17 protein-coding genes are annotated in these 21,015 nt (G+C 41.3%); 9 read left to right on the forward strand and 8 right to left on the reverse strand.

Features of this window, described 5'->3' with window-relative positions:
* The first annotated feature begins 238 nt into the window (after positions 1-238).
* The 4 genes from L4D78_RS10545 (at position 239) to L4D78_RS10560 (ending at position 5,927) form a co-directional block, all read left to right on the forward strand.
* Positions 239-1,273 (forward strand): polysaccharide deacetylase family protein, encoded by a 1,035-nt coding sequence (locus L4D78_RS10545; protein ID WP_428466877.1) that lies wholly within the window; start codon positions 239-241, stop codon positions 1,271-1,273.
* 492 nt (positions 1,274-1,765) lie between these two features.
* Complete coding sequence (locus L4D78_RS10550) at positions 1,766-3,454, forward strand: NAD-dependent malic enzyme (RefSeq protein WP_428458691.1); 1,689 nt, start codon at positions 1,766-1,768, stop codon at positions 3,452-3,454.
* 220 nt (positions 3,455-3,674) lie between these two features.
* On the forward strand, positions 3,675-3,875 hold the full coding sequence (locus L4D78_RS10555) for a hypothetical protein (RefSeq protein WP_428458690.1): 201 nt from the start codon (positions 3,675-3,677) through the stop codon (positions 3,873-3,875).
* A 570-nt stretch (positions 3,876-4,445) separates the two neighbouring features.
* The gene (locus L4D78_RS10560; protein ID WP_428466878.1) at positions 4,446-5,927 is read left to right on the forward strand and encodes an alanine/glycine:cation symporter family protein; all 1,482 of its coding nucleotides are present in this window, start codon (positions 4,446-4,448) and stop codon (positions 5,925-5,927) included.
* Positions 5,928-6,011: 84 nt separating this feature from the next.
* Here the strand turns inward: L4D78_RS10560 and pepT are convergent, their stop codons facing one another.
* The 3 genes from pepT to L4D78_RS10575 form a co-directional block, all read right to left on the reverse strand.
* Positions 6,012-7,250 (reverse strand): peptidase T, encoded by a 1,239-nt coding sequence (gene pepT, locus L4D78_RS10565; RefSeq protein ID WP_428466879.1) that lies wholly within the window; start codon positions 7,248-7,250, stop codon positions 6,012-6,014.
* 150 nt (positions 7,251-7,400) lie between these two features.
* Positions 7,401-8,762: a C4-dicarboxylate transporter DcuC gene (dcuC, locus tag L4D78_RS10570; RefSeq protein WP_428466880.1), complete on the reverse strand. Its 1,362-nt coding sequence runs from the start codon at positions 8,760-8,762 to the stop codon at positions 7,401-7,403.
* Positions 8,763-8,908: 146 nt separating this feature from the next.
* Positions 8,909-9,769: a MurR/RpiR family transcriptional regulator gene (locus tag L4D78_RS10575; RefSeq protein ID WP_428466881.1), complete on the reverse strand. Its 861-nt coding sequence runs from the start codon at positions 9,767-9,769 to the stop codon at positions 8,909-8,911.
* Positions 9,770-10,445: 676 nt separating this feature from the next.
* On the opposite strand from L4D78_RS10575, the gene L4D78_RS10580 reads away from it, so the two are divergent.
* The 3 genes from L4D78_RS10580 (at position 10,446) to L4D78_RS10590 (ending at position 13,394) form a co-directional block, all read left to right on the forward strand.
* Complete coding sequence (locus tag L4D78_RS10580) at positions 10,446-12,431, forward strand: bifunctional metallophosphatase/5'-nucleotidase (protein WP_428466882.1); 1,986 nt, start codon at positions 10,446-10,448, stop codon at positions 12,429-12,431.
* A gap of 115 nt (positions 12,432-12,546) precedes the next feature.
* Entirely contained in the window at positions 12,547-12,825 is a 279-nt protein-coding gene (locus L4D78_RS10585) for a hypothetical protein (RefSeq protein ID WP_428466883.1), read from the forward strand.
* 203 nt (positions 12,826-13,028) lie between these two features.
* Positions 13,029-13,394 carry a hypothetical protein gene (locus L4D78_RS10590; protein ID WP_428466884.1) on the forward strand — a complete coding sequence of 122 codons (366 nt, stop codon included), beginning with the start codon at positions 13,029-13,031 and terminating at the stop codon, positions 13,392-13,394.
* An 89-nt stretch (positions 13,395-13,483) separates the two neighbouring features.
* Here the strand turns inward: L4D78_RS10590 and L4D78_RS10595 are convergent, their stop codons facing one another.
* The 3 genes from L4D78_RS10595 to L4D78_RS10605 form a co-directional block, all read right to left on the reverse strand.
* Positions 13,484-14,248: a substrate-binding periplasmic protein gene (locus tag L4D78_RS10595; RefSeq protein WP_428466885.1), complete on the reverse strand. Its 765-nt coding sequence runs from the start codon at positions 14,246-14,248 to the stop codon at positions 13,484-13,486.
* Between the two features lie 263 nt (positions 14,249-14,511).
* Positions 14,512-15,312 (reverse strand): tetrahydrofolate dehydrogenase/cyclohydrolase catalytic domain-containing protein, encoded by an 801-nt coding sequence (locus L4D78_RS10600; RefSeq protein WP_428466886.1) that lies wholly within the window; start codon positions 15,310-15,312, stop codon positions 14,512-14,514.
* 216 nt (positions 15,313-15,528) lie between these two features.
* Entirely contained in the window at positions 15,529-16,809 is a 1,281-nt protein-coding gene (locus L4D78_RS10605) for an L-lactate MFS transporter (RefSeq protein WP_428466887.1), read from the reverse strand.
* A 485-nt stretch (positions 16,810-17,294) separates the two neighbouring features.
* Between L4D78_RS10605 and L4D78_RS10610 the strand changes: the two genes are divergently transcribed.
* Positions 17,295-17,492, forward strand: coding sequence for a hypothetical protein (locus L4D78_RS10610; protein ID WP_428466888.1), 198 nt, complete (start codon positions 17,295-17,297; stop codon positions 17,490-17,492).
* Positions 17,493-17,589: 97 nt separating this feature from the next.
* The gene (gene pepE / locus L4D78_RS10615) at positions 17,590-18,321 is read left to right on the forward strand and encodes a dipeptidase PepE (RefSeq protein ID WP_428466889.1); all 732 of its coding nucleotides are present in this window, start codon (positions 17,590-17,592) and stop codon (positions 18,319-18,321) included.
* A 104-nt stretch (positions 18,322-18,425) separates the two neighbouring features.
* Here the strand turns inward: pepE and L4D78_RS10620 are convergent, their stop codons facing one another.
* Together L4D78_RS10620 and L4D78_RS10625 are read right to left on the reverse strand one after the other, a co-directional pair.
* Positions 18,426-18,965 (reverse strand): putative ATP-dependent zinc protease, encoded by a 540-nt coding sequence (locus tag L4D78_RS10620; protein ID WP_428466890.1) that lies wholly within the window; start codon positions 18,963-18,965, stop codon positions 18,426-18,428.
* A gap of 237 nt (positions 18,966-19,202) precedes the next feature.
* The gene (locus L4D78_RS10625) at positions 19,203-20,885 is read right to left on the reverse strand and encodes a hypothetical protein (RefSeq protein ID WP_428466891.1); all 1,683 of its coding nucleotides are present in this window, start codon (positions 20,883-20,885) and stop codon (positions 19,203-19,205) included.
* Between the last annotated feature and the right edge of the window lie 130 nt (positions 20,886-21,015).

Genomic DNA, 21,015 nt, shown 5'->3' on the forward strand with positions numbered 1-21,015 from the left:
TAATGATTGAATTATTAATTCATATATAATTCAGCAAAGTCATAAGCTTAAAAATGCTTCTGATGATTTATCGATGAGTAAAGCCATTTTGTAAATAAACTTGAAGTGAGTAGTGAGTTCCATTCTAGAAGAAAAATAACCATAGGCAGTTTTATTCCTGTATGAGATGAGTACAATGCCGACGCCTCGATAAGCACTAGAGGCCAAACAACAATATTTTTCTCGACAAGTAAGTAATATGACCACTTTTATTCGTACTGTTTTTCTATTATCCCTCTGTTGGTTCTCTCTCGCCTCAACAGCGAGTGCTCAGCCGCTTAATATTCTTCTCTACCACCATATCGCTGATGACACACCAAACTCTACATCGACGACCATTGAGCAATTCAAAGCTCAGCTAGATCACTTCGAAGCAAGCGGTTACCAGATTGTCGACTTAACAGATGCCATTAAACGTGTACAAAAAGGTGATGCACTTGCTGAAAAAAGCTTAGTGCTAACATTTGATGACGGTTTTGTCTCTGTTTGCGAAAATGCCTATCCTGAACTCAAACGTCGTGGCTACCCGTTCACCGTTTTTACAACAACCGATCCTGTCGATAAAAATTACCCAGGTTATTGCTCATGGAAACAACTCAGAGAAATGGCGGAGAATGGAGCGACAATCGCTAATCACACCACAGATCACGCTTACCTTGTCCGTGAGGCTTTTAGTAATAAGAAATGGTTAGCTGAAACCCAAAACAATATAAACGCAGCCCAACAACGAATTAAGGACGAAATAGGTACGGCACCCATGTTGTTTGCCTACCCATACGGTGAATACAACAATGAGCTTAAACAGTGGCTTGAAGAACAAGGCTATATTGCCTTTGGTCAGCAATCTGGCTCTATAGGCGTAAACAGTGATTGGCAGGCTTTACCGCGATTTAATGCCGCAGGTAACTATGCATCGATAAACTCACTACGTCATAAGATCAGCGCTTACCCACTACCGATGCTGTTCACCGAATTACCCGATCCCCTGACACAACAGCAGCAACCTCCACTGTCTATCAAACTGATTGAGTCCCGTGAGGCACATTACCCTCATTTACAATGCTATTTAAACGGGCAATCGATTGAGGTTAACTGGAAAACAGAAACATCTTTCGACGTCTCGCCACCAGCACCACTTGGTAACGGCCGACACCGTTTAAACTGTACAGCACCACATCGCAATGGCTCGCCGTTTTATTGGTTATCTCAGCAATGGCTAGTCGTCGACAGCTAGTCAATTAAGGGAGCAAATATAAACGAACGCCCATTACTGAATGATGGGCGTTTTCTTTTACATTTATGTTGGTTGTAAATTGATGAGAAATGGCACCATACTGAAACGTTAAAGGATCAAGATAGAGTCAAAGAAGAAACCAAATTAGATCCACAACGCAACAAATTAAACATAAACCCCACAAAACAAAGCGTATCCACACCAAACAAGAGAGGTTAAATTTACCACTCAAAAACCAACCACAAAAAACAACAATTTAGAATTAAAAATTCATCATAAAGATCATCAATCGCAACAAGTACAACATAAAAGTGACGATTAAAATTTTACCGTGTTAAAGACTGTAAAAAAATACCAAAAAACATGATCTCTTTCTCGAAAAATATGCGGTTTCCCTTTGAATTAAAAGCCTTGTAGATCTACGATAAACACCTAATCGAAAAACAGCGATGCTTTTCTTAAATTGTCTATCAAAGAAACAGAGTCTATTGCATGAACAACAATAAACGTCCTCTCTACATTCCCTACGCTGGTCCTGCGTTACTAGAAACACCTTTACTTAACAAAGGTAGTGCATTCTCTGTCGAAGAACGCATGTTCTTCAACTTGGAAGGTTTACTTCCAGAAGCTATCGAGACGATTGAAGAACAAACAGATCGTGCTTATCAGCAGTATCAAAAGTTTGATAAAGACATGGATAAGCACATTTACTTGCGTAATATCCAAGATACCAACGAAACGCTTTTCTATCGTTTAGTTGAAAACCACATCTCTGAAATGATGCCTATCATTTACACGCCAACCGTTGGCGCGGCTTGTGAAGACTTCTCGAACATTTACCGCCGTGGTCGTGGCCTATTTATCTCGTATCCAAATCGAGATCGCATTGAAGACATGCTAAATAACGCTTCTCGTCACAACGTGAAAGTTATTGTTGTAACTGATGGCGAACGTATTCTTGGTTTAGGTGACCAAGGTATCGGTGGTATGGGTATTCCTATCGGTAAACTAGCACTATATACCGCTTGTGGCGGTATTAGTCCTGCGTACACCCTACCTGTGGTACTGGATGTAGGTACGAATAATCCTCAACGCCTTTCTGATCCTATGTATATGGGTTGGCGTCACCCTCGTATTACTGGTCAAGAATACGACAACTTTGTTGATGAATTCATTACCGCTGTTAAAGAGCGTTGGCCTGAAGCATTAATTCAATTTGAAGACTTTGCACAGAAGAACGCAATGCCTTTACTTGAACGTTATAAAGACGAAGTTTGTTGCTTCAATGATGATATTCAAGGTACAGCAGCAGTAACTGTTGGTTCTTTACTTGCAGCATGTAAAGCAGCAGGCAGCCAACTTTCTGACCAACGCATCACGTTCTTGGGTGCAGGTTCTGCTGGTTGTGGTATTGCAGAGGCTATCATTGCCCAAATGGTATCTGAAGGTATCAGCGACGCACAAGCCCGTAGTCAAGTATACATGGTAGATCGCTGGGGTTTACTTGTTGACGACATGCCGAACCTGATTAACTTCCAGAAAAAATTGGTTCAAAGCCGTAGCACAATTAATGAGTGGGATACTGAAGATAACAATATCTCTCTACTTGATGTTATGCGTAATGCTAAACCAACAATTCTGATTGGTGTATCAGGTGTACCAGGTTTGTTTAGCGAAGAAGTTATCCGTGAAATGTACGCCCACTGTGAGCGCCCAATCATCTTCCCGCTATCAAATCCAACAAGCCGTGTTGAAGCAACACCTGCTGATTTGATCCGCTGGACTGACGGTAATGCACTAGTTGCTACAGGCTCACCATTCGAACCTGTGGTACACAATGGTAAAACTTACCCAATTGCACAATGTAACAATAGCTACATCTTCCCAGGTATTGGTCTAGGTGTGCTTTCAGTCGGTGCAAGCCGCGTTACTGACGAAATGCTGATGGAAAGTAGCCGTGCGCTTGCTGAATGTTCGCCTCTAGCCATTAATGGCTCAGGTGCACTTCTTCCTCCGCTAGAAGACATTCAAGATGTCTCTTGTAAAATCGCTTTTGCCGTAGCAAAGAAGGCGGTAGAGCAGAAGAAAGCATCAAAGAATACAGATGAACGTATTAAAGAGAAAATTAACGACAACTTCTGGCAATCAGAATACCGCCGTTATAAGCGTACTTCTTTCTAATCGTCCTTTCTGCGATTAAAAGCAGAACTATATACAACATAAAAGCCCGCTCTCGCGGGTTTTTTATCGCTTATACTATTATGTTATTAAATACAATTTAGTTTTATGACAAAGTTGCAAACTTTGTCCTCAATCCAAAATTATTCACGCTTCATTTTTAAGTWCAAAAAACACCGATTATGATTAGCTCCATATTAATAACTATAATAAGGAGTAAATAGTGTCTAATCACCCGGTGTGCAGCCAATGCGGCCAAGATGAAGAGTTTTTAGTTTCACCCGATAACCGCTACCTATGTTTGTGTGGTCACCAATTTTCAGTAATAGCCTCGACGAGCCAAAAATCTTCGCGACAAGAGCTCAAAGCGCAAGAGTTGAACATAACGCAAGCTCAAGCTATCACACCCGCTTATCTTCATTAGTATTCATTTATTATTCACCCTTCTATAAAGCCGCATACAAATGCGGTTTTTATTTAACAAAATCAAACCAGAAACAGAACAAACATCATCACCAATTCTTACCCGTACGGGTAAATGTTAAGAAAATCAGCAGATACAAAAAGTCATAAAGGTTAAATATTCTGCAAAATATTATTAACACAGTGTAAAATTCAGATAAAAACTCAATTGAACAACGTTTCTTTTTCAGGTCGGGTACAGCTTTAACGATATAGATAACCATTTGATATTAATAAAAAAGATATACAGAACGATAGACTGCAAGTGTATTTCTCACATAAATCATTCAAAAAACGTGACATTGATCTCACTGCGTTTTGCCATATTTCATGCTAACTTACAGCCCCGTCTAAAGATGAAACAACTGATTCAATGTTTCATAAATGTAACTAGATAGCGTTACACATAGATACTCAATGATGAGTAATAAAAAATATAAATTCAGAATCATATTCATGAACTGACATATAAATGGACGTTCCAGTTAACCCAGTAAGCTTTATTACAGGGTGTCATTTACAGGAAAAAACTATGAGTGTTACAAACGAATCTTTGTTAACTTCGTTGAATGACGGTTTGATGACCGTTATTGGCGCAGTTAATGGTGTTTTATGGGGCCAAATCCTTGTTTACTTACTGGTTGCAGTAGGTGTGTACTTCACTTTACGCTTGGGCTTCATTCAAATTCGCCAATTCAAACATGCAGTCGCTGTACTTAAGAGCGGTAAAAATGCTGATGAAGGCATTAGTTCTTATCAGGTATTTTGTACTTCGATGGCAGCGCGTGTAGGTACAGGTAACATGGCAGGTGTTGCTGTGGCACTTACCGTAGGTGGCCCTGGTGCTATCTTCTGGATGTGGGTTATTGCCCTGTTCGGTATGGCAACAGCGTTCATCGAATCAACACTGGCTCAAGTTTACAAAACAAAAGATGTTGACGGTCAGTACCGTGGTGGCCCAGCTTACTACATGGAAAAAGGCTTAGGTATGCGCTGGATGGGTAGCCTGTTCTCAGTCTTCCTAATCATCGCCTTCGGTCTGGTCTTCAATGCGGTACAAGCAAACACAATTACTGACGCACTAAGTCATTCTTTTGGTTTTAATCAAACCATCATGGGTGTGATTATTGTTGCTTTCTCTGCCTTCTTTATTATGGGTGGTTTACGTAAGATTGCTGTCGCTTCTGCACGTATCGTACCTGTAATGGCCGTAGGCTACCTTGCAATTGCACTTGTGGTTGTTGTTTTAAACATCACACAGCTTCCAGCGGTACTTTCGCTGATTGTTAAGCATGCATTTGGTTGGCAGGAAGCTGCAGCTGGTGGTGTGGCTTACACAATCGCTCAAGCAATGCAAAGTGGTATCGCTCGTGGTCTATTCTCGAACGAAGCAGGTATGGGTTCAGCGGCAAACATTGCAGCAAGTGCAACACCAAATCCAAACCACCCTGCTTCACAGGGTTTTGTTCAAATGCTAGGTGTATTTGTTGATACTATCGTTATCTGTACAGCGTCTGCTGCGATGATCATGCTAAGTGGTGTGATGGATCAGCCTGATGCAGCATCAGGTATCGGTCTGCTTCAACAAGCGCTAACAAGTGAGCTAGGTGGCTGGACTACATACTTCATGGCAGCCGCTATTCTACTGTTCTGTTTCTCGTCAATCATTGCGAACTACAGCTACGCTGAAACAAACATCATGTTCCTAAACGGTAACACGAAGAAAGGCCTATTTGCTTTCCGTCTGTGTGTACTAGGTATGGTGATGTTCGGCTCTGTTGCTTCTCTACCGGTTGTATGGAACCTAGCAGATGCCTCTATGGGTATGATGGCGCTGATTAACATCATCGCACTGCTACTACTATCTAAGCTAGCAATCAAAGTAATCAAAGATTACGAGACGCAGCTAAAAGCAGGTAAAGTACCTGAATTTGACCGCTCTAAGTTTCCAGAGCTAGACGATCTAGATGGTGCTTGGCACCCAGAAGATGCTAAACCAGCTACTGTAAAATAGTAATAGTTAGCAAAGCATAAAAAAAGCCAGCATTATGAATGCTGGCTTTTTTATTGGCGTCAATTCAGGCTTTGCTCAAACAGGTTAATATTTCCCTTCTGCTGTAATTCGAATAACGTCAATCACGACATTACTTGCAGCCTGTAGCGATTGCACCGGAAGATACTCATAAATCGAGTGGAAGTTATGGGCACCAGTGAAAATATTTGGACAAGGCAGCCCCTTCTGTGACAATACTGCACCATCATAGCCACCACGCATCGGAATGGCTTTCATTGTGATGTCGTTACGCACATAAGCCGCTTTAGCAATCTCGATGGGAAATTTAGCGTCACCTTCAAGGCTATTAGCAACATTTTCGTAGCGGTCAGACAATTCGATATCAATGCACCCGTCTCCCCATAGCGCTTGGCAACTATCTGATAGCTTTTGCAGGAATAACATGCGCTCTGCATAGCCCTGTTTGCTGAAATCACGGATATCCATTTTCAAAACGGTTTTCGCACTATTACCTGCCAGCTCTTTCACCCAGTAGTAACCTTCTCGGCCTTCTGTGTATTCAGGCGCCTCACCAGCTGGTAGCATGGCGATAAACTTATGCGCCATTAACAGCGAGTTCTTCAGCTTACCTTTGGCTGACATCGGGTGCGCAGATTGACCCGTAAACGTAATAACCGCATTACCAGCATTCCAGTTCTCATGAACAAATTCACCAATACCGCAGCAATCAAGGGTATAACCAAAATCAGCCCCGAAGCTTTCAACATCAAACGCCTTTGCACCACGCAGCCCCTGCTCTTCATCCGGAACAAAAGCAACTTTCACATCACCATGTTCAATTTCAGGGTTAGCTTTTAGTACTTGCAGGGCATGCATAATGGCAGCAATGGCCGCCTTATCATCCGCTCCTAGCAAGCTTGTGCCATCAGTAACTATGATTTCTTGACCTTCATAGGCCTCAATTTCGGGGTATTCTGATTTTTTAAGGACAATATCCAACGCTGAATTTAAAACGATATCACCGCCCTGATAAGAAACGATTTTGGCCTTCGTGTCGTTAGTCTGCTCAGCACTGGTATCTAAGTGGGCAAAAAATGAGACCGTTGGAATGTCTTTCTCTGTATTGGCGGGTAATGTAGCGGTTAAAATTGCAGTGTCGCGTAAGACAATATCTTCAAGTCCCAGCACCTCTAATTCGGCCACCAGCAAGCGTGCTAGCTCCATTTGACCCGGTGAAGAAGGCATGATGCCAGCGGCACCATTTTCTCGGTTTGTTGTCGTATTAATGCGTGTGTAACTTAAAAAGCGATCAACAATATTCATTTATACTCCGGCATGTTCACGATATGAGAACAAGTAAGTTCTTTCATAACTTCTGAGATAGAAAATAAGAACAGATAGGTTTTTAACAGCGAGGTAACGTATTAGATCAAGCGAGATCCTCAGCGATCTCGCCAGCCTGTTTAATCGCCCCTACACCAACACTTGTGAACAAATCACGACAGTCAATAATCCGCCTAACATTGGAATTGCGGTACGCTTAGCAAGTTCAATTGGCGATACATTCGCAACAGCTGCACATGCAATCACAACCCCAGCGACAGGTGATGCTGAACGCATTAGTCCAGATGCTAACTGCATAGGCAGCGCAACATGTGCAGTCGCGGTACCTACTTGAGCAGCAACGTCGGGAGCCAAGTTTGAGAAGCTAAAGAAAGCGGCATTGCCCGAACCCGATAGCATGGTGATCGTCACAATAATCGCGACTAGCACCACTACCATTGCTGAATATCCTAGCCCCATATTTGCAGCAGAGTTTAGAAGTAAATCAATAAAACCAATTGCTTTTAGCCCCGTAACAAAAACCTGAGCAGCAATGATTAGCGTAACGACACCGGCAAATACATTTCCCATACCTTCCAAGTACACTTTCAATGACGCGGCTACCGTCTTACCATCGCGGGTATAGAGGAAATCACATACCATAGACACGAATAGCGCAATGAACATAGCGGTTACAACGTCCATTTTCACTGACGTTATTGCAAACTTACTGAAAGTAAGAAGCAGCATGAGGGGAAGCACAGGTAAGATAGCAAACCATTTCGGCGCTTTACGTTGCTCTTTCGCCTCTAGGTTAAACTCATGCTTGATGCCTTTCTCGGCGTCTTTTTGATCAAAGTAACGCTGACAAACAAAATGCAGTGCAGCGACAACAAACATTGCGACCATAGCCACAGGTAGCTGATAGCTGGCAAAATACGTGGCAACATCAATATTTGAAACTTCAGCCGCTTTATTTGCAGCTGAAGATGCAGGTCCCAAATCTAAGCAGCCCGTTGTCGCAACAACAGCTGCCGCAGCAGCAGGATTACAGCCAACACCAACTAACACTGGGTACATCGCAACAAGTAGAAGGAGTGCGAGGCCTGTTGCACTAGGAATGAAAATATTAATTAACTGGCCAATAATATAAGCCATTGCCAGCACCATATACGGGTTTTTAACCGCTGATAGCGGTTTGGTCGCTATTTGCACCATCGCATTGGCCGCACCAATATGGCCCATATATTTAGAAAAGCCACCCACAGCCATAATAATTAAACCAAGCTTGGCGAGTGTAGTTGATGAAATGACTTTAATGACTTCAAAAAAATCGACAACAATCGATCCAGTATGCGTCCCCCCCTTTGGTAAAAAATCAGGATTTCCGTTAATAACGCCAAGAGCAATCATAGTTAAACCGGCAAGGAATAGTACTGCCTGGGTATTGTATTTTTTGACAATAAAATACCCGACACCAAATATAGATGGTAAAGCTAAATATGTAATCATAGAAACCTCTTCATGAGTGAAGCAAATTAGAATTTAATTAAATTTYTTATTTAGACGCAGGTGTTGCTGCACATTATTTGTACAGCCAGATGCCATACAAACAATATGAATATTCTTAATATTTTCTTTATTTATTTTTGAATGGCTTAGCTTTTAAATACGCTAAATTCATCARATAATCCTTCAATTCGTTTAAAACGATTATCCTTTTCATTAGGTTGTGATAGCCCTTTTATAAATGCCTCAATTAATGAAAACCCTGCTGCACGGTTATTGAAAAAACCGCTACCTGCACTTTCTACATTAAATTGAACATAGCAATAAGGCACAAAAGGGTTTACCGCTTGATCTGTTACAACAATAATGTGCCCACCACACTCACTGAACCAACGCACCAACCTTACCGTGATATTAGAATAGCGGTGATACGAAATGGCGAGCAATATGTCGTCACTTGTTACATCAACCAACTGATGTGGTAGCGTTGAGGTATCAGCATTAAGCAATACAACATCTCGACGTAAATACCTTGCTAATAAGTAAAAATAATTTGCTAAGGCTTCAGATGAAGCACTGCCCATTACGTATAACTTTCCTTTCGGTTGGCGCATTAAGCTCACGGCTTTATCAAAGTCATCTTCAGAAATAGCCTGATAGGTTTTTTCCATGTTATCCATGACTTCATTGTAATGGTTTGCCAATACACCTTTCATGTCAGCAGGCAATGGGGCAGTGGTATGGCACTCATAACGTTCAATGGGCGTCGTTAAAGTTTGAGTTAGGTCGTCTGTTACCCGTTTTTTAAATTCGATAAACCCACTAAAACCAATTCGCTGCAGAAAGCGACCGAGTGTTGCCTTTCCTACACCAATTTGTTTGCAAAGATCATCAATTTTAGCAAATGGCAGAACAGTATAATTCTCCATGAAATATTGAGTAATACGCTGCTCGGCATCAGTATGCGATTCAATCGTATTTACTGTGTTAATAAAGTCTTGTTTATTCATGGGGGAATTTTCCCGTAAATTCTTCAACACGGGAAATTTTTCCATTTCATTGATTATCTAGCAAGGGAATAGCATTTTCCCGTCACTAATTTGTGATCATAACCTTATATAAGGTAAGGGGATGTGTTTTATTAAATTTATTGTCATTAATTTTTTACAATAACGTAACAGCGTATTGGTGCTTCGCCTATTTTTAACTCATCGACACCTTATTTATGATAATTTTTCTTATCATAAATACTCAGCTCAGCGGATACAGCTCATTATTTCATGTATTCCATTCATTTTTCCCCCACTCGGTCATTGTTTGGGATATTTTTCCCGTCGCTTATATAAAAAGATAAATGAGTATTGTTGAATTACTCAACACCTGATTGGTCGTAACATCACCAATCAGTGGTTTGTAACAATTTTACGTACTTTATCAAGATAGACACTCACCCCGTGCTTCATAAATACTATTTATCTATGAATCAATCACCTGCAGCCTCGATATTTAAGCGATTGCGCAAACGAATCCTATACCGTGATCTCAGTTTAACTTTTTTGCAATTGCTCGCATTTTTCAACTCAGATATAGTGCGCAAGTCTCGAATTTTCCGGACTTTTTCACTCTAGGTGCTCAATTAGCACCTTTATATCGTCCATATGTAAATAACTTTGAAAAGGTAGTTGAATGAAGTTTTCAAAGCCTCTTATTGCAGTGTCCATTACATTGGCACTTGCTGGCTGCTCACTGACACCATCACAGTCAAATGAGTCTTTTTCTTTAACCGTTGCCCACATCAACGATACGCACTCTAACTTTGATCCTGTTAAATCTAGCTTCAAAGCAAATGAAACCGTTGTGTATAACGAATTTGGTGGCTTCCCACGCCTACAAACAATGGCTGAAGAATATAAAAAAGCCGCGGAAGATCAAGACAACAGTTTCCTATTCTTGCACGGTGGGGATGCTTGGCAAGGTAGCGCATACTTCAAACTAAATGAAGGTGCAATGAATGCCGAGCTATTAAGCCGTATGGGCATTGATGCAATGGCGCTTGGTAACCACGAGTTCGACTTGAACAATACCAAGTTGAACCAGTTCATAAGTGACATCAACTTCCCAGTTCTTGCTGCAAATATCGACACAAGTGAAGATGCTGACTTAAAAGATCAGACAAACTTAAAGCCTTACACGCTTTTCGCTTTTGACGGCAACCAAAAAACCGTTATCGAAGACATCAATAACTTGCCTACGGGTAAAGATATTGTCGCGGTATTCGGCATTGCATTAGATGATATGCCGAACCTTTCACCAAATACGGGTGACGTGCAGTTCTTCGATATGGTTGAATCTGCGCAAGCAACTGTTGATATGTTCAAGGCCAAAGGCATTAACAATATCATCGCTCTAACGCATATCGGTAACGCGGTTGATGTAGATATTGCATCAAAAGTTAACGGTATCGACCTTATCGTTGGTGGACACTCTCATACACTGCTAGGTGACTTCACTAACATTGGTCATGACCACTCTGGCACCTATGCACAGATGGTAACTAACCCGAATGGCAACAGCCAAACTTGTGTTGTTCAGGCCGGTGAATATTCACAAGCAATCGGACAACTTGAAGTAAGCTTTGACGGTAATGGTAATGTGACCTCATGTGCAGGTTTAAACACCCTACTAACCAATGACGAGTATTTCCACTCGCCATTGCGTGAAGCTGAAAGCAAATTTAGCGTAGAAGAAAACGCCGCAGTCGTTAACTTTATCGAAGGTGAAGAAAACATCATCATCACCGATGAAGAAGCAACAATGCGCAACCTTATCGACACCAAGTACAAGCCAGCCGTTGATGAAGCTTACGGTAAAGTGATTGCTCAAGTACCTGTAGAAGTTATCCATGAGCGTCGTCCAGGTGATCGCGGTACTGATAAGCACGGTTCAGATGTTGCCGCTATCATTGCAGCAGGTCAATACTACTGGGCTAACTCTCCAGAAGTTGTTGAAGTGACTGGTATGAAAGTTGACTTCTCACTGATTGGTGCAGGCGGCATTCGCACCAACATTGAAGCTGGTGAATACCGCGAAGGTAACGTTTCTTTAGAAATGCTTCCATTCGCCAACTTCATGTCTGTTGTACCTGTACAAGGCAAAGTCATTAAAGAACTAATTGACGGTACTGTTTCAGCAACGCTACCTGAAGGCTCACATGCAGGTAAGTTCCCGTACGGTGGCTACATTCGTTTCCAATACACTGAAACGACGCCAAACCAAGCTGGTAAGCTAGATTACGTAGAAGTAATGACAGGTACAGCTGAAAACCCAATCTGGACCCCGCTGCAAGACAACAAGACTTACAACGTTGCTGTTAACAACTACAACGCAACAGGTAACGATGGCTGGACTCCGCTGTTCACTGCCCAGCAAAAGAGCACTGGCCGTGTTGACCTTGCTTACGTAGACGGTCAACTAACTGCCTTCAACGTTAAAAATATTGAAGAGCAAAATGGTCGATACCTTGTGAACTACGAAGGCCAAGCGCCAAATTGTAAAGCCGATAACACACGCTGTAATACCGATGCACAAGCGGTTATCGACTACATCGCACAAGAAATGCCTGTTATCAAACCGCTAAGCTATGAAGTTGTTACGTTCGAACGTGCAATGTAATTCGCTAAGCGAGTAATGATAAAAAAAGGGCCTATTTTTATAGGCCCTTTTTTAATGAAAATAGGTATGATTAAAAACCTTGTCACGTTCATCGATAACAATGGGAAACCCAGAAATGAACAAAGATACCCCTACTCTGTGGCAACGCTTTAAATCAGCAGCGATTGAAGTCATGGATTTCAAAAGCCGTGTTTGGGTAATCAATATTCATAGCAGTGTCCTACAGGACGAATCATTTGTCATAAATGAAGATAGCTTCCAGGAGCCGCTACAATGGATGAAAAGAAGACAATACACTTCTGACATGCAAGCTAAAGTCGAACAGATGAAAACATCGCAAGTGTTAGTTTTCCATATTGACGGTGTACGTCATCGCCTTATGCGAGTGAAGTAAACATCGTCGCAGCCATTATGCACCAGCAATATCTCTTACCGCTCTCAAGCTTCTGTATTTATCTCCCTCTCCGCTCTTCCTCCCTGTGCGTTTTTTCACCAAATGACGAAGGGGAAATGAATAAAGCTTTATGACTCATCACAGCTCTATTACTATTCATCCTCGTTAAAATACGTAAAACGACGTCAAAGGACATACCGCCAATGCAACAAGTGAACATTATCCCGAACCCACAAATCGCGATTATTTTTAAAAGCTGGGCTGAAGATTGGGCGAAAGAAAGCCAAAGCGATAAGAAAGATATGGCGACAAAGTTTCACACCGTTTATAAAATTGCGGCCGATATGTTCACCAAAGGCGGTGATGTTGAAATGCAGTTTTTATCAGCACTATTTGAAGACTGTAAACAAAAGCTTGAAAATGCCGAAGCCATGAACGAAAAAGTAAAACTGGCATTCAAAGATGACGATGAACGTGCCCAAGCCATTATTGCTAAAGTGAACAGTGCCGCACAAGATGCCGCACACGTTGTTCGCTACCTTGGCCAGTTATTAAAGCCCGCTCAATAGCATCCAGACAGATAAAGCAGGCCAATAGCCTGCTTTATTGTTACGTTTTTCTCACGCAACGCCACTATGACCCAATTTGTTCAACGGTTTTATTCAACGTTTACATCTTCACCTATATCACAAATCGTCGCCTGAAGAGCGATACCATACCGATCTAAGAGCGCATTATAGCGACCATCCCGGCACATCCTATCTAACTGATAGTTAAAGTTGTCTCTTACTTCCTGATTTTTAAAACTGGCCTTAAAGTGGGTAACTGGTGGGAACAACGAATGAAGCACCACCTCATCCATCGATTTGCCTAATTCTTTACTGAAAAAATTAAATATACTACGGTCGATAACAGCAATACTGCCAGTATCTAACCAAAACTGCTTAACTTGATCTGCCTGATCTGCAAACTCAATATAATTTTTGCGTTGCGGTGAATCTAATGAAAACAGCTTTTCAAAATCAGCACCTAAATCTAAATAGGCATTCTGCCAAGTAAGTACTCGATGGTCTTTTAAATCGCCAACAGATTCTATCTGTGCATTATCTGACTTTTTACTGATAGCAAAATTCGCGAATGTTATATAGTGATTAGAATAAAAGACATCGCTATCATCAACTAATACGCTCATTGCAACATCAGCCTTCCCTTGTTGAACGGCTGTCTGTAATTGAGCAAAAGGCATCTGTAAGAAATTTATTGAATACTCATCAAGCGCATTAGTAACAACATCTATTTGAAAACCTTGTGTTGCGCTGTCCGTTACATAAGGTGGCATATCGGTTGAAACCGCAACATTTAGCGTTGGTTTCTCGGCATAGCATAGCGAAGTTAATGTTTGCCCCATCAATAGGGTTAACACGATTATCCGTATAATATTTCGATATAAAAGCAAAAACAGGTAAGAAGTATGATGTAGGGTATTCATCTTGACATAGCCTCTGGCATGCTGCCTATCGGTATTATCAAGTGTAACACCTCTTTCTCAGACTGCTTGCCAAAGCAAAAGAGGTTACTTCTTACTGAACACTCATATGTGTGTCGCAGTAAGAAGTAACCTCTTCTGTTTCCAATTCAGGCTCGTTTATATGAACGAGCTACATAAACAAACGTTTACTCAACCGATCATCCAACCAGCTTTATTGCATTACCCAGTACATGAAGACACGTCAAACGCCCTACACCACCCGGAACAGGTGTAATTGCCGCAAGTGATAAGATGTCATCATGGTGTTTTATATCGCCAACCAATTTACCATCAACACGGTTAATACCCACATCAATGATCAATTGGCCTTCAATAAATTGACTGTTATCTAAAATGCCATGTGCGCCTGTCGCAACAACAATTACATCAAATTGCTGCCAGTTAACTGCACCTAAATCTGAACGGCTATTAAAACTTGCAACAGTACTCTGACGGTTAATGAGCTCTATCGCTAACGGCTTACCGACAATATTGCTACGGCCAACAACCGCAACCTTTAACCCAGCAAAGTTTGATTCACCACACTGAGACGAAATGATATCGATCGTGGCTTGTACGGTACATGGAAGAATTGAATTTTGACCAAGCACTAATTGGCCTAAGGTTTCAGAGCCAAAACCATCGACATCAATTGCGGCAGGTAAATCGGGAGCAACCAACCCGTTAGGTAATGGGAGTTGGAACAAAATAGGATGATCGGTTTGCTCAGCAAGCGTATCTAAATCATCTTGTTTAGTGACAGCTTCATCAAGCGTAAGGTGATTACATTCAAGGCCAAGCTCATCAAACAAACGAACTTTATTGCGAACATAAACCTTACTTGCCGGATCATCCCCCACCGTCACAATAGTTAAACGCACAGGTTTATTTAATGTGACTACTTGTTCTTTTAGTTCAGCCAGCTTGGCTTCATAAATTGCACTAATTACTGATTTCATTAAGGTCACACACGGTAAAAAATTAATGAGTATTTTATATCTATCTGATTTTAGATGAACCATGCGTTAGAACAAGTTATTTGCCTTTCTGAGCACAGATCAATCATACAAAGACAACAATACCGACTGACTATTCAACACTATTGTATTTCATAATCAGTCGGTAGATAAATTGGTAGTAACGAATAACAACTTATGACACTGTTATCCTAACAACTATGAGGTTGCCATTTTCAGCGGCGCTTCTTTACTCATTGCTCGCTGAGTCTTTGCTACATACAGTTTCATTGCTAGCGAAATGACTAGCGCCACAGACAAAATACCAACAAAGATATACATCGTCATCGTATAGCTGCCTGTTAAGCCTCGTACATATGCAGCCAGAGATGAGCCCGTTAAGCCAGCTAATGCCCATGCTGTTAATACATAACCGTGAATCGCCCCAAGTTGCTTCGTACCAAACAAGTCACCAATATAGGCCGGTAGTGTCGAAAAGCCACCGCCGTAGCATGTCATGATGAAGAAGACGACCACTTGGAACATCAGTGCATGCGACAATGAAGGAAGCAGCATAAATGCACCAATTTGGGCAACAAAGAAGATAATGAAAGTATTTGGTCGAGTTAAGTAATCAGACGCAGACGACCAAAATAGACGACCAAGACCATTTAGCAAGCCCATGATGCCTACCATTGTCGCGGCTTCCATTGCAGTTAATCCAGCAATTTCTTGTGCCATTGGAGATGCAGCAGAAATAATTGCTATGCCACAAGTAATGTTGATAAAAATCATCACCCACAAGCCCCAGAATTGCGGCGTTTTAACGGCATCATTCGCGTTCTGCTGACTTAAATCACCTGTTGGCTTAACTTGTTGCTTACCATTTTCGGTTACTTGCATGCTCTCTGGCACCCAATCAACAGGTGGCTTTTCTAAATAAGAAGAAGCGGCCAACATAACGATAAAATACGTACCGCCCATAATGTAAAAAGTAGCCGAAATACCCACACTGCTAATTAATGCTTGAATAACAGGGCTTGCAATCATCGATGCAAAACCAAAACCCATAATTGCCAGACCCGTTGCTAAACCACGGCGATCTGGGAACCACTTTATCAAGGTAGATACTGGTGTAACGTAGCCCATACCTAAACCAATACCGCCTAATACACCGTAGCTAAAATACAGTAGGTACAAACTTTCCATGCTGGTTGCAATACCCGCACCAGCAACGCCAGCACCAAAGAACAATGCTGCGATAGTACCTGTAAATCGCGGGCCTTTTTTCTCAACCACATGCCCCATCACCGCTGCAGATGCGCCAAGGAAGAAAATAGCAATACCGAAAGTAAAGGAGATTTGCTGTAAATCCCAACCGAATGCTTCATGAAGTGGATTTGAAAAGACACTCCACGCATAAATAGAACCAATAGAAATATGAATACCAACAGCAGCAAGTGCAATTAACCAACGATTTTTTACATTAGACGACGGCATTGGGAACAACCAGTAAGTAGTAGAAGCCGATACACTAACTGATAATTYAATCGAGAAGAATAGAAGCCAATTATGGCTTTCATTAATAAAAATAAATATAGAAACATCTACTTTCATCAGTATACATTATGAAATCGAGCATCTTTTTGCTAAACAAAAAAACAAATATCATAAAACACTAAGGTACTGATTAAATTAGATATATATTGAAATCACTCGACTATCTCAATCTCAATACCTCGGTTAAACCTCGGTGTTAAATCGGCCACACCTGTGCGCTGCAATCTAAAATTTCAAAATTGATCCAAACGGGCGAGTTTATATGAAATGCGTTCAATAACATCAATTCAATATAAATTATACATAATTGATCTAATTTAAATTTATTTGATGTGAAATTTACATTTCCTTAAAAGTACTCTGACAATTGGATGCTTTAATAAACGTATTCAAATTCGGCTTTATTAATGAATACTGAGGAAACTATGGATCAAGCAGCAAGCTTAAGAAGCATATTCTTACAACGTAAATGTATCCAGCGTGTTAGAAGCTACCACGCTAAAATTCGTAAAGCGGTTTCTACCGGCGATCTTCATGATGTCTCTAGCCTATTAAAACAGCTTGAAGTCGCGCAATTACAATTAGAAGCCACTTTTGAACGTCAAAATAGAATGGCTTCTTAGCCTCTCTTTCAAGAGGTATTTTTGTGCTACACCTCAATATATTAAGCTGTAAGTTGCTTTACTATTAACGCTCTTTAATAAAGACAGAGAATTTAAGATGGATCTCTTACTATTGAGCAACGGTAAGGTTGCAGGCAACACCAAAGTGATGGAATTTGCATTACCTGCGATTACCGAAGTATTTAACCGTAAGCAAGTTAAAAACGTTGTTGTGATTCCCTATGCGGTGATACGTAGCAGTCATGATGACCGTACAGCTATGGTCGCTGAAAGTCTTAACCACTTAGATGTTAACGTTACTGGATTACACAATGCAGCAGATCCAGTACAAGCCATTCGTGAAGCCGATGCTATTGTCGTAAGCGGTGGTAACACTTGGGTACTAAACAAAACACTGCATGATCTTGGCCTAATCGGCCCTATCCAACATGCCGTGACTAAACTTGGTATGCCTTATATTGGTTGGAGTGCTGGCACAGTTATTGGTGCACCAACAATTCGTACCACCAATGACATGTGTATTGTCAGCTCAGCTATTACCCCATCGTTAAGTTTTGTGCCTTTCCAAATTAATGCGCATTACGTCGATGCCACCATCGAAGGCCACATGGGCGAAACCCGCGACGAACGCATTGAAGAATTCTTAATTGTTAACCCACACCAATCTGTTATTGGTATACCGGAAGGTTCTTGGTTAGCAGTATCGGGTGACAAAATGACTTATGAAGCCGCAAACGATAAGCCGTTACATTGGTTCAAATTAAACCAAGAACGCCGCATTATCGAAGCTGGCTCTGATGTAACTGAGTTAATGGCGCTAGATTGCTAATCTCCCTTACTCAATTAGAGTAAAAAAACCAGCGCGCTTACGACTGTATAAATCTCACTTTATACTTTAGGGCGCGCTAATTGTTAGATCGACACTCGCCTTTGCTATACCCCGTAGACACTCGGTTGCGACACATCTACTAGGTAGTTACACGCTAAAACATTCCTACCAATCAGTAGCTTATCAGTCATTAGACTACGATCTTTTAAATTTACTTCTACAATGTGCTCTTGGCCAGACATACTGAGTTCAAGTTCAATGCTATACCTTAGTTCAGAGCCAAGGGAGTTTTGGATCTGCCTAACATGCGTGATCTTCGAGCTCATATGCACGCTTTCACCCAGTTCATTGGCAGTAATGAAGTTCACCACTTTACCGACATTTTCACCGGCATCAGGTGCAAAGCCTTCAATTTCAAGATTTGTTGCATGAAGTGAGGTACGGGTAGCCCCTGTGTCTATTCTCGAACGAAAGTTTAAATCTGCCGCCTTAGAATAGAACACTTCTTTTTGTCCGATTAAAGCGAGTGGAGAAGAGTCACCATCACATGCCAACGAATAATCACTTGCGAATGCAGTGGTAGACAATAATACCGAGGCTAGCCCGATTAGGGCAACATTGAAACATCCTTGCTTCAGATCCATAACGATTCCTTGTTTTAACATCATAAGAGGCAATTTCCTTCTCATTTCATGTTATCTAAAAAACAATCACAAGGTTTAATTAATAGTAACAGTGTGTTACCTCGCAATAACCACGCATGAATCGTCTCCACCTAATACCGAAAACATAAATCCCCAGCTTTAGGCTGGGGATTTTGTACGCTTCATTTAAACTCACGTTTAAGAGCTGACAAGGTAAGTTAAAATAAAAGGCAGTATTTAACCGAGCATTTTTACCCAGTTTTTCCCGTGCTGGTGTACCAGATTCAGTTTACTAGCGAACGACTCTGCAAACGTTAAACGTGCCGCTCTATTTTTCTTTTGTGCCGAATGTGCAGCAAACACGATGAAACTAGTAACCGTTCCTGAAATAACCGCAAGTACAGGTTCAAAGAAAAAAGCCACCACTGTTGCAATCAATAATAGGCTCACGACCCACCCTGTCATGCCACCCAAGCTGAAGCTTGAAATACACTCTTTATCCCAATAAAGGTTCTTACTTAAGTTGTAGTAAAATTGCTGGTAGTCATGCTCACCTGCTCTATCTAATTTCAACAGACTGCGAGCCACCACAACATGGTCCCCCACATCGGTATTACTCAGCTGATTACTCCCTGGATTGTAGGCGACCTCATCCCCATCAATAGTTTGTATCACAACATAACCATTTAGGTTTGAACGACGATGGTCCTTACGGCTTAATACTTTTGTTTCAGTTCGCGAGCGACCATATCGATTGGTATAGGTTGTTTTTTGTACATTTTCTGTACGCCAACTATTAATATTAGAGGATAGATCACGGTGGATCACCGTACCCAAAATAACATCAGATACCATATTCCCAGTAAGAGAGCTACCAACCGCAAATTCATGGGTATAGTCTGATTCAACTTGCTCTATAACAGGTGCTATTTGCTCGAGTAACTGTGACTTAAGTGACTTTCTTTGAGGAGCTACCAGCCCTTCACCGTGTTCAATAATAATCAAACCGTCGCCCGTGTCGCTTAACTCTCCCTCACAACGTTGAGTATCAATACTCAACGTAACCGACACTTGCTCGTGCCCACAATGGCAGCAATACTGAGTTTGGTTATCGATTCTGGCTTCACATTTGCCACAAAGACTATCATCAACCAAACGAGGCCGCTTGATTTGAGTCCCCTCTAGTTGATAGATAGTGGTTTCTCTAATCAATGTAAGGTAACGCCGTATCATCTGATAATATTCATCTTGCTTATTAAACCGCGCTTGGTCTTTTCGCATGCGTAAGTAAGAGATTCCTCCCCAGAGCACCACACCTGCAATCGCATACGCTTCAGCACTAAACAGCATCCTCAAGTGTAATAGCCCATATCCGCCAGCGGCTAGTATAAACAAACCGATAATGAATGATGTTTTAAGGATATAACCCGTTTCCAAGCCATCAGGCTCATAAATACGACGAAGCGAAGATTGCTGGCCATCCATTCCATGCTTCACAACAGCGCTAGCAAAGTCATCATTGGTGATGGTGTCTTCCAAACCATTCTGCACCTGATAAGTCAGTACTCGAAATGTTGGACAATAGATAGTAACGATATCCCCTTTATTAAGGCTATCTTCTAATTCAGATTCTGACTGCAAACTAATTTCACGGGTCGTTTCACCATTATCTAGCGTAACCCACCAATAGCCATATTCTCGGTTATTCTCTTTATCGACAACAACCCGCTTATATCGCAATGTGTTTTTAACAACCCCAGTAAATACCTCGACCTCTGGTAAGTCATTATTGATATTACCGAAATCTGGCACTATATCCTTACAAGCTTTAATCAGCATCGGTGCTTCATGGTAATGCCCACAATCAGGACAATATGAGTCAGAGAGAAAACGTGCAGACTCGCACTTAGAACAATGCATAACGCTCCTTTTTAAATGCAACTTATTTAATTGCAATTACTTGCTTTTAATTCGGGAGCGAGTCTAGCACTAAAGTTTTACTTATCAATAAATTAGAATAAATTAAAGGTGTTTGGTTATTTTATCAACG

The organism is Photobacterium minamisatsumaniensis (genome assembly GCF_050336695.1).
In the GTDB taxonomy this organism is placed as follows: Bacteria; Pseudomonadota; Gammaproteobacteria; order Enterobacterales; family Vibrionaceae; genus Photobacterium; species Photobacterium minamisatsumaniensis.

Excerpts from the sequence above, each read along its gene's own strand:
- L4D78_RS10545 (WP_428466877.1), top strand. The coding sequence starts at position 239 with ATGACCACTTTTATTCGTACTGTTTTTCTATTATCCCTCTGTTGGTTC.
- L4D78_RS10550 (WP_428458691.1), top strand. The coding sequence starts at position 1,766 with ATGAACAACAATAAACGTCCTCTCTACATTCCCTACGCTGGTCCTGCG.
- L4D78_RS10560 (WP_428466878.1), top strand. The coding sequence starts at position 4,446 with ATGAGTGTTACAAACGAATCTTTGTTAACTTCGTTGAATGACGGTTTG.
- pepT (WP_428466879.1), bottom strand. The coding sequence starts at position 7,250 with ATGAATATTGTTGATCGCTTTTTAAGTTACACACGCATTAATACGACA.
- dcuC (WP_428466880.1), bottom strand. The coding sequence starts at position 8,762 with ATGATTACATATTTAGCTTTACCATCTATATTTGGTGTCGGGTATTTT.
- L4D78_RS10580 (WP_428466882.1), top strand. The coding sequence starts at position 10,446 with ATGAAGTTTTCAAAGCCTCTTATTGCAGTGTCCATTACATTGGCACTT.
- L4D78_RS10585 (WP_428466883.1), top strand. The coding sequence starts at position 12,547 with ATGAACAAAGATACCCCTACTCTGTGGCAACGCTTTAAATCAGCAGCG.
- L4D78_RS10590 (WP_428466884.1), top strand. The coding sequence starts at position 13,029 with ATGCAACAAGTGAACATTATCCCGAACCCACAAATCGCGATTATTTTT.
- L4D78_RS10600 (WP_428466886.1), bottom strand. The coding sequence starts at position 15,312 with ATGAAATCAGTAATTAGTGCAATTTATGAAGCCAAGCTGGCTGAACTA.
- L4D78_RS10605 (WP_428466887.1), bottom strand. The coding sequence starts at position 16,809 with ATGCCGTCGTCTAATGTAAAAAATCGTTGGTTAATTGCACTTGCTGCT.
- L4D78_RS10610 (WP_428466888.1), top strand. The coding sequence starts at position 17,295 with ATGGATCAAGCAGCAAGCTTAAGAAGCATATTCTTACAACGTAAATGT.
- pepE (WP_428466889.1), top strand. The coding sequence starts at position 17,590 with ATGGATCTCTTACTATTGAGCAACGGTAAGGTTGCAGGCAACACCAAA.
- L4D78_RS10620 (WP_428466890.1), bottom strand. The coding sequence starts at position 18,965 with ATGGATCTGAAGCAAGGATGTTTCAATGTTGCCCTAATCGGGCTAGCC.
- L4D78_RS10625 (WP_428466891.1), bottom strand. The coding sequence starts at position 20,885 with ATGCATTGTTCTAAGTGCGAGTCTGCACGTTTTCTCTCTGACTCATAT.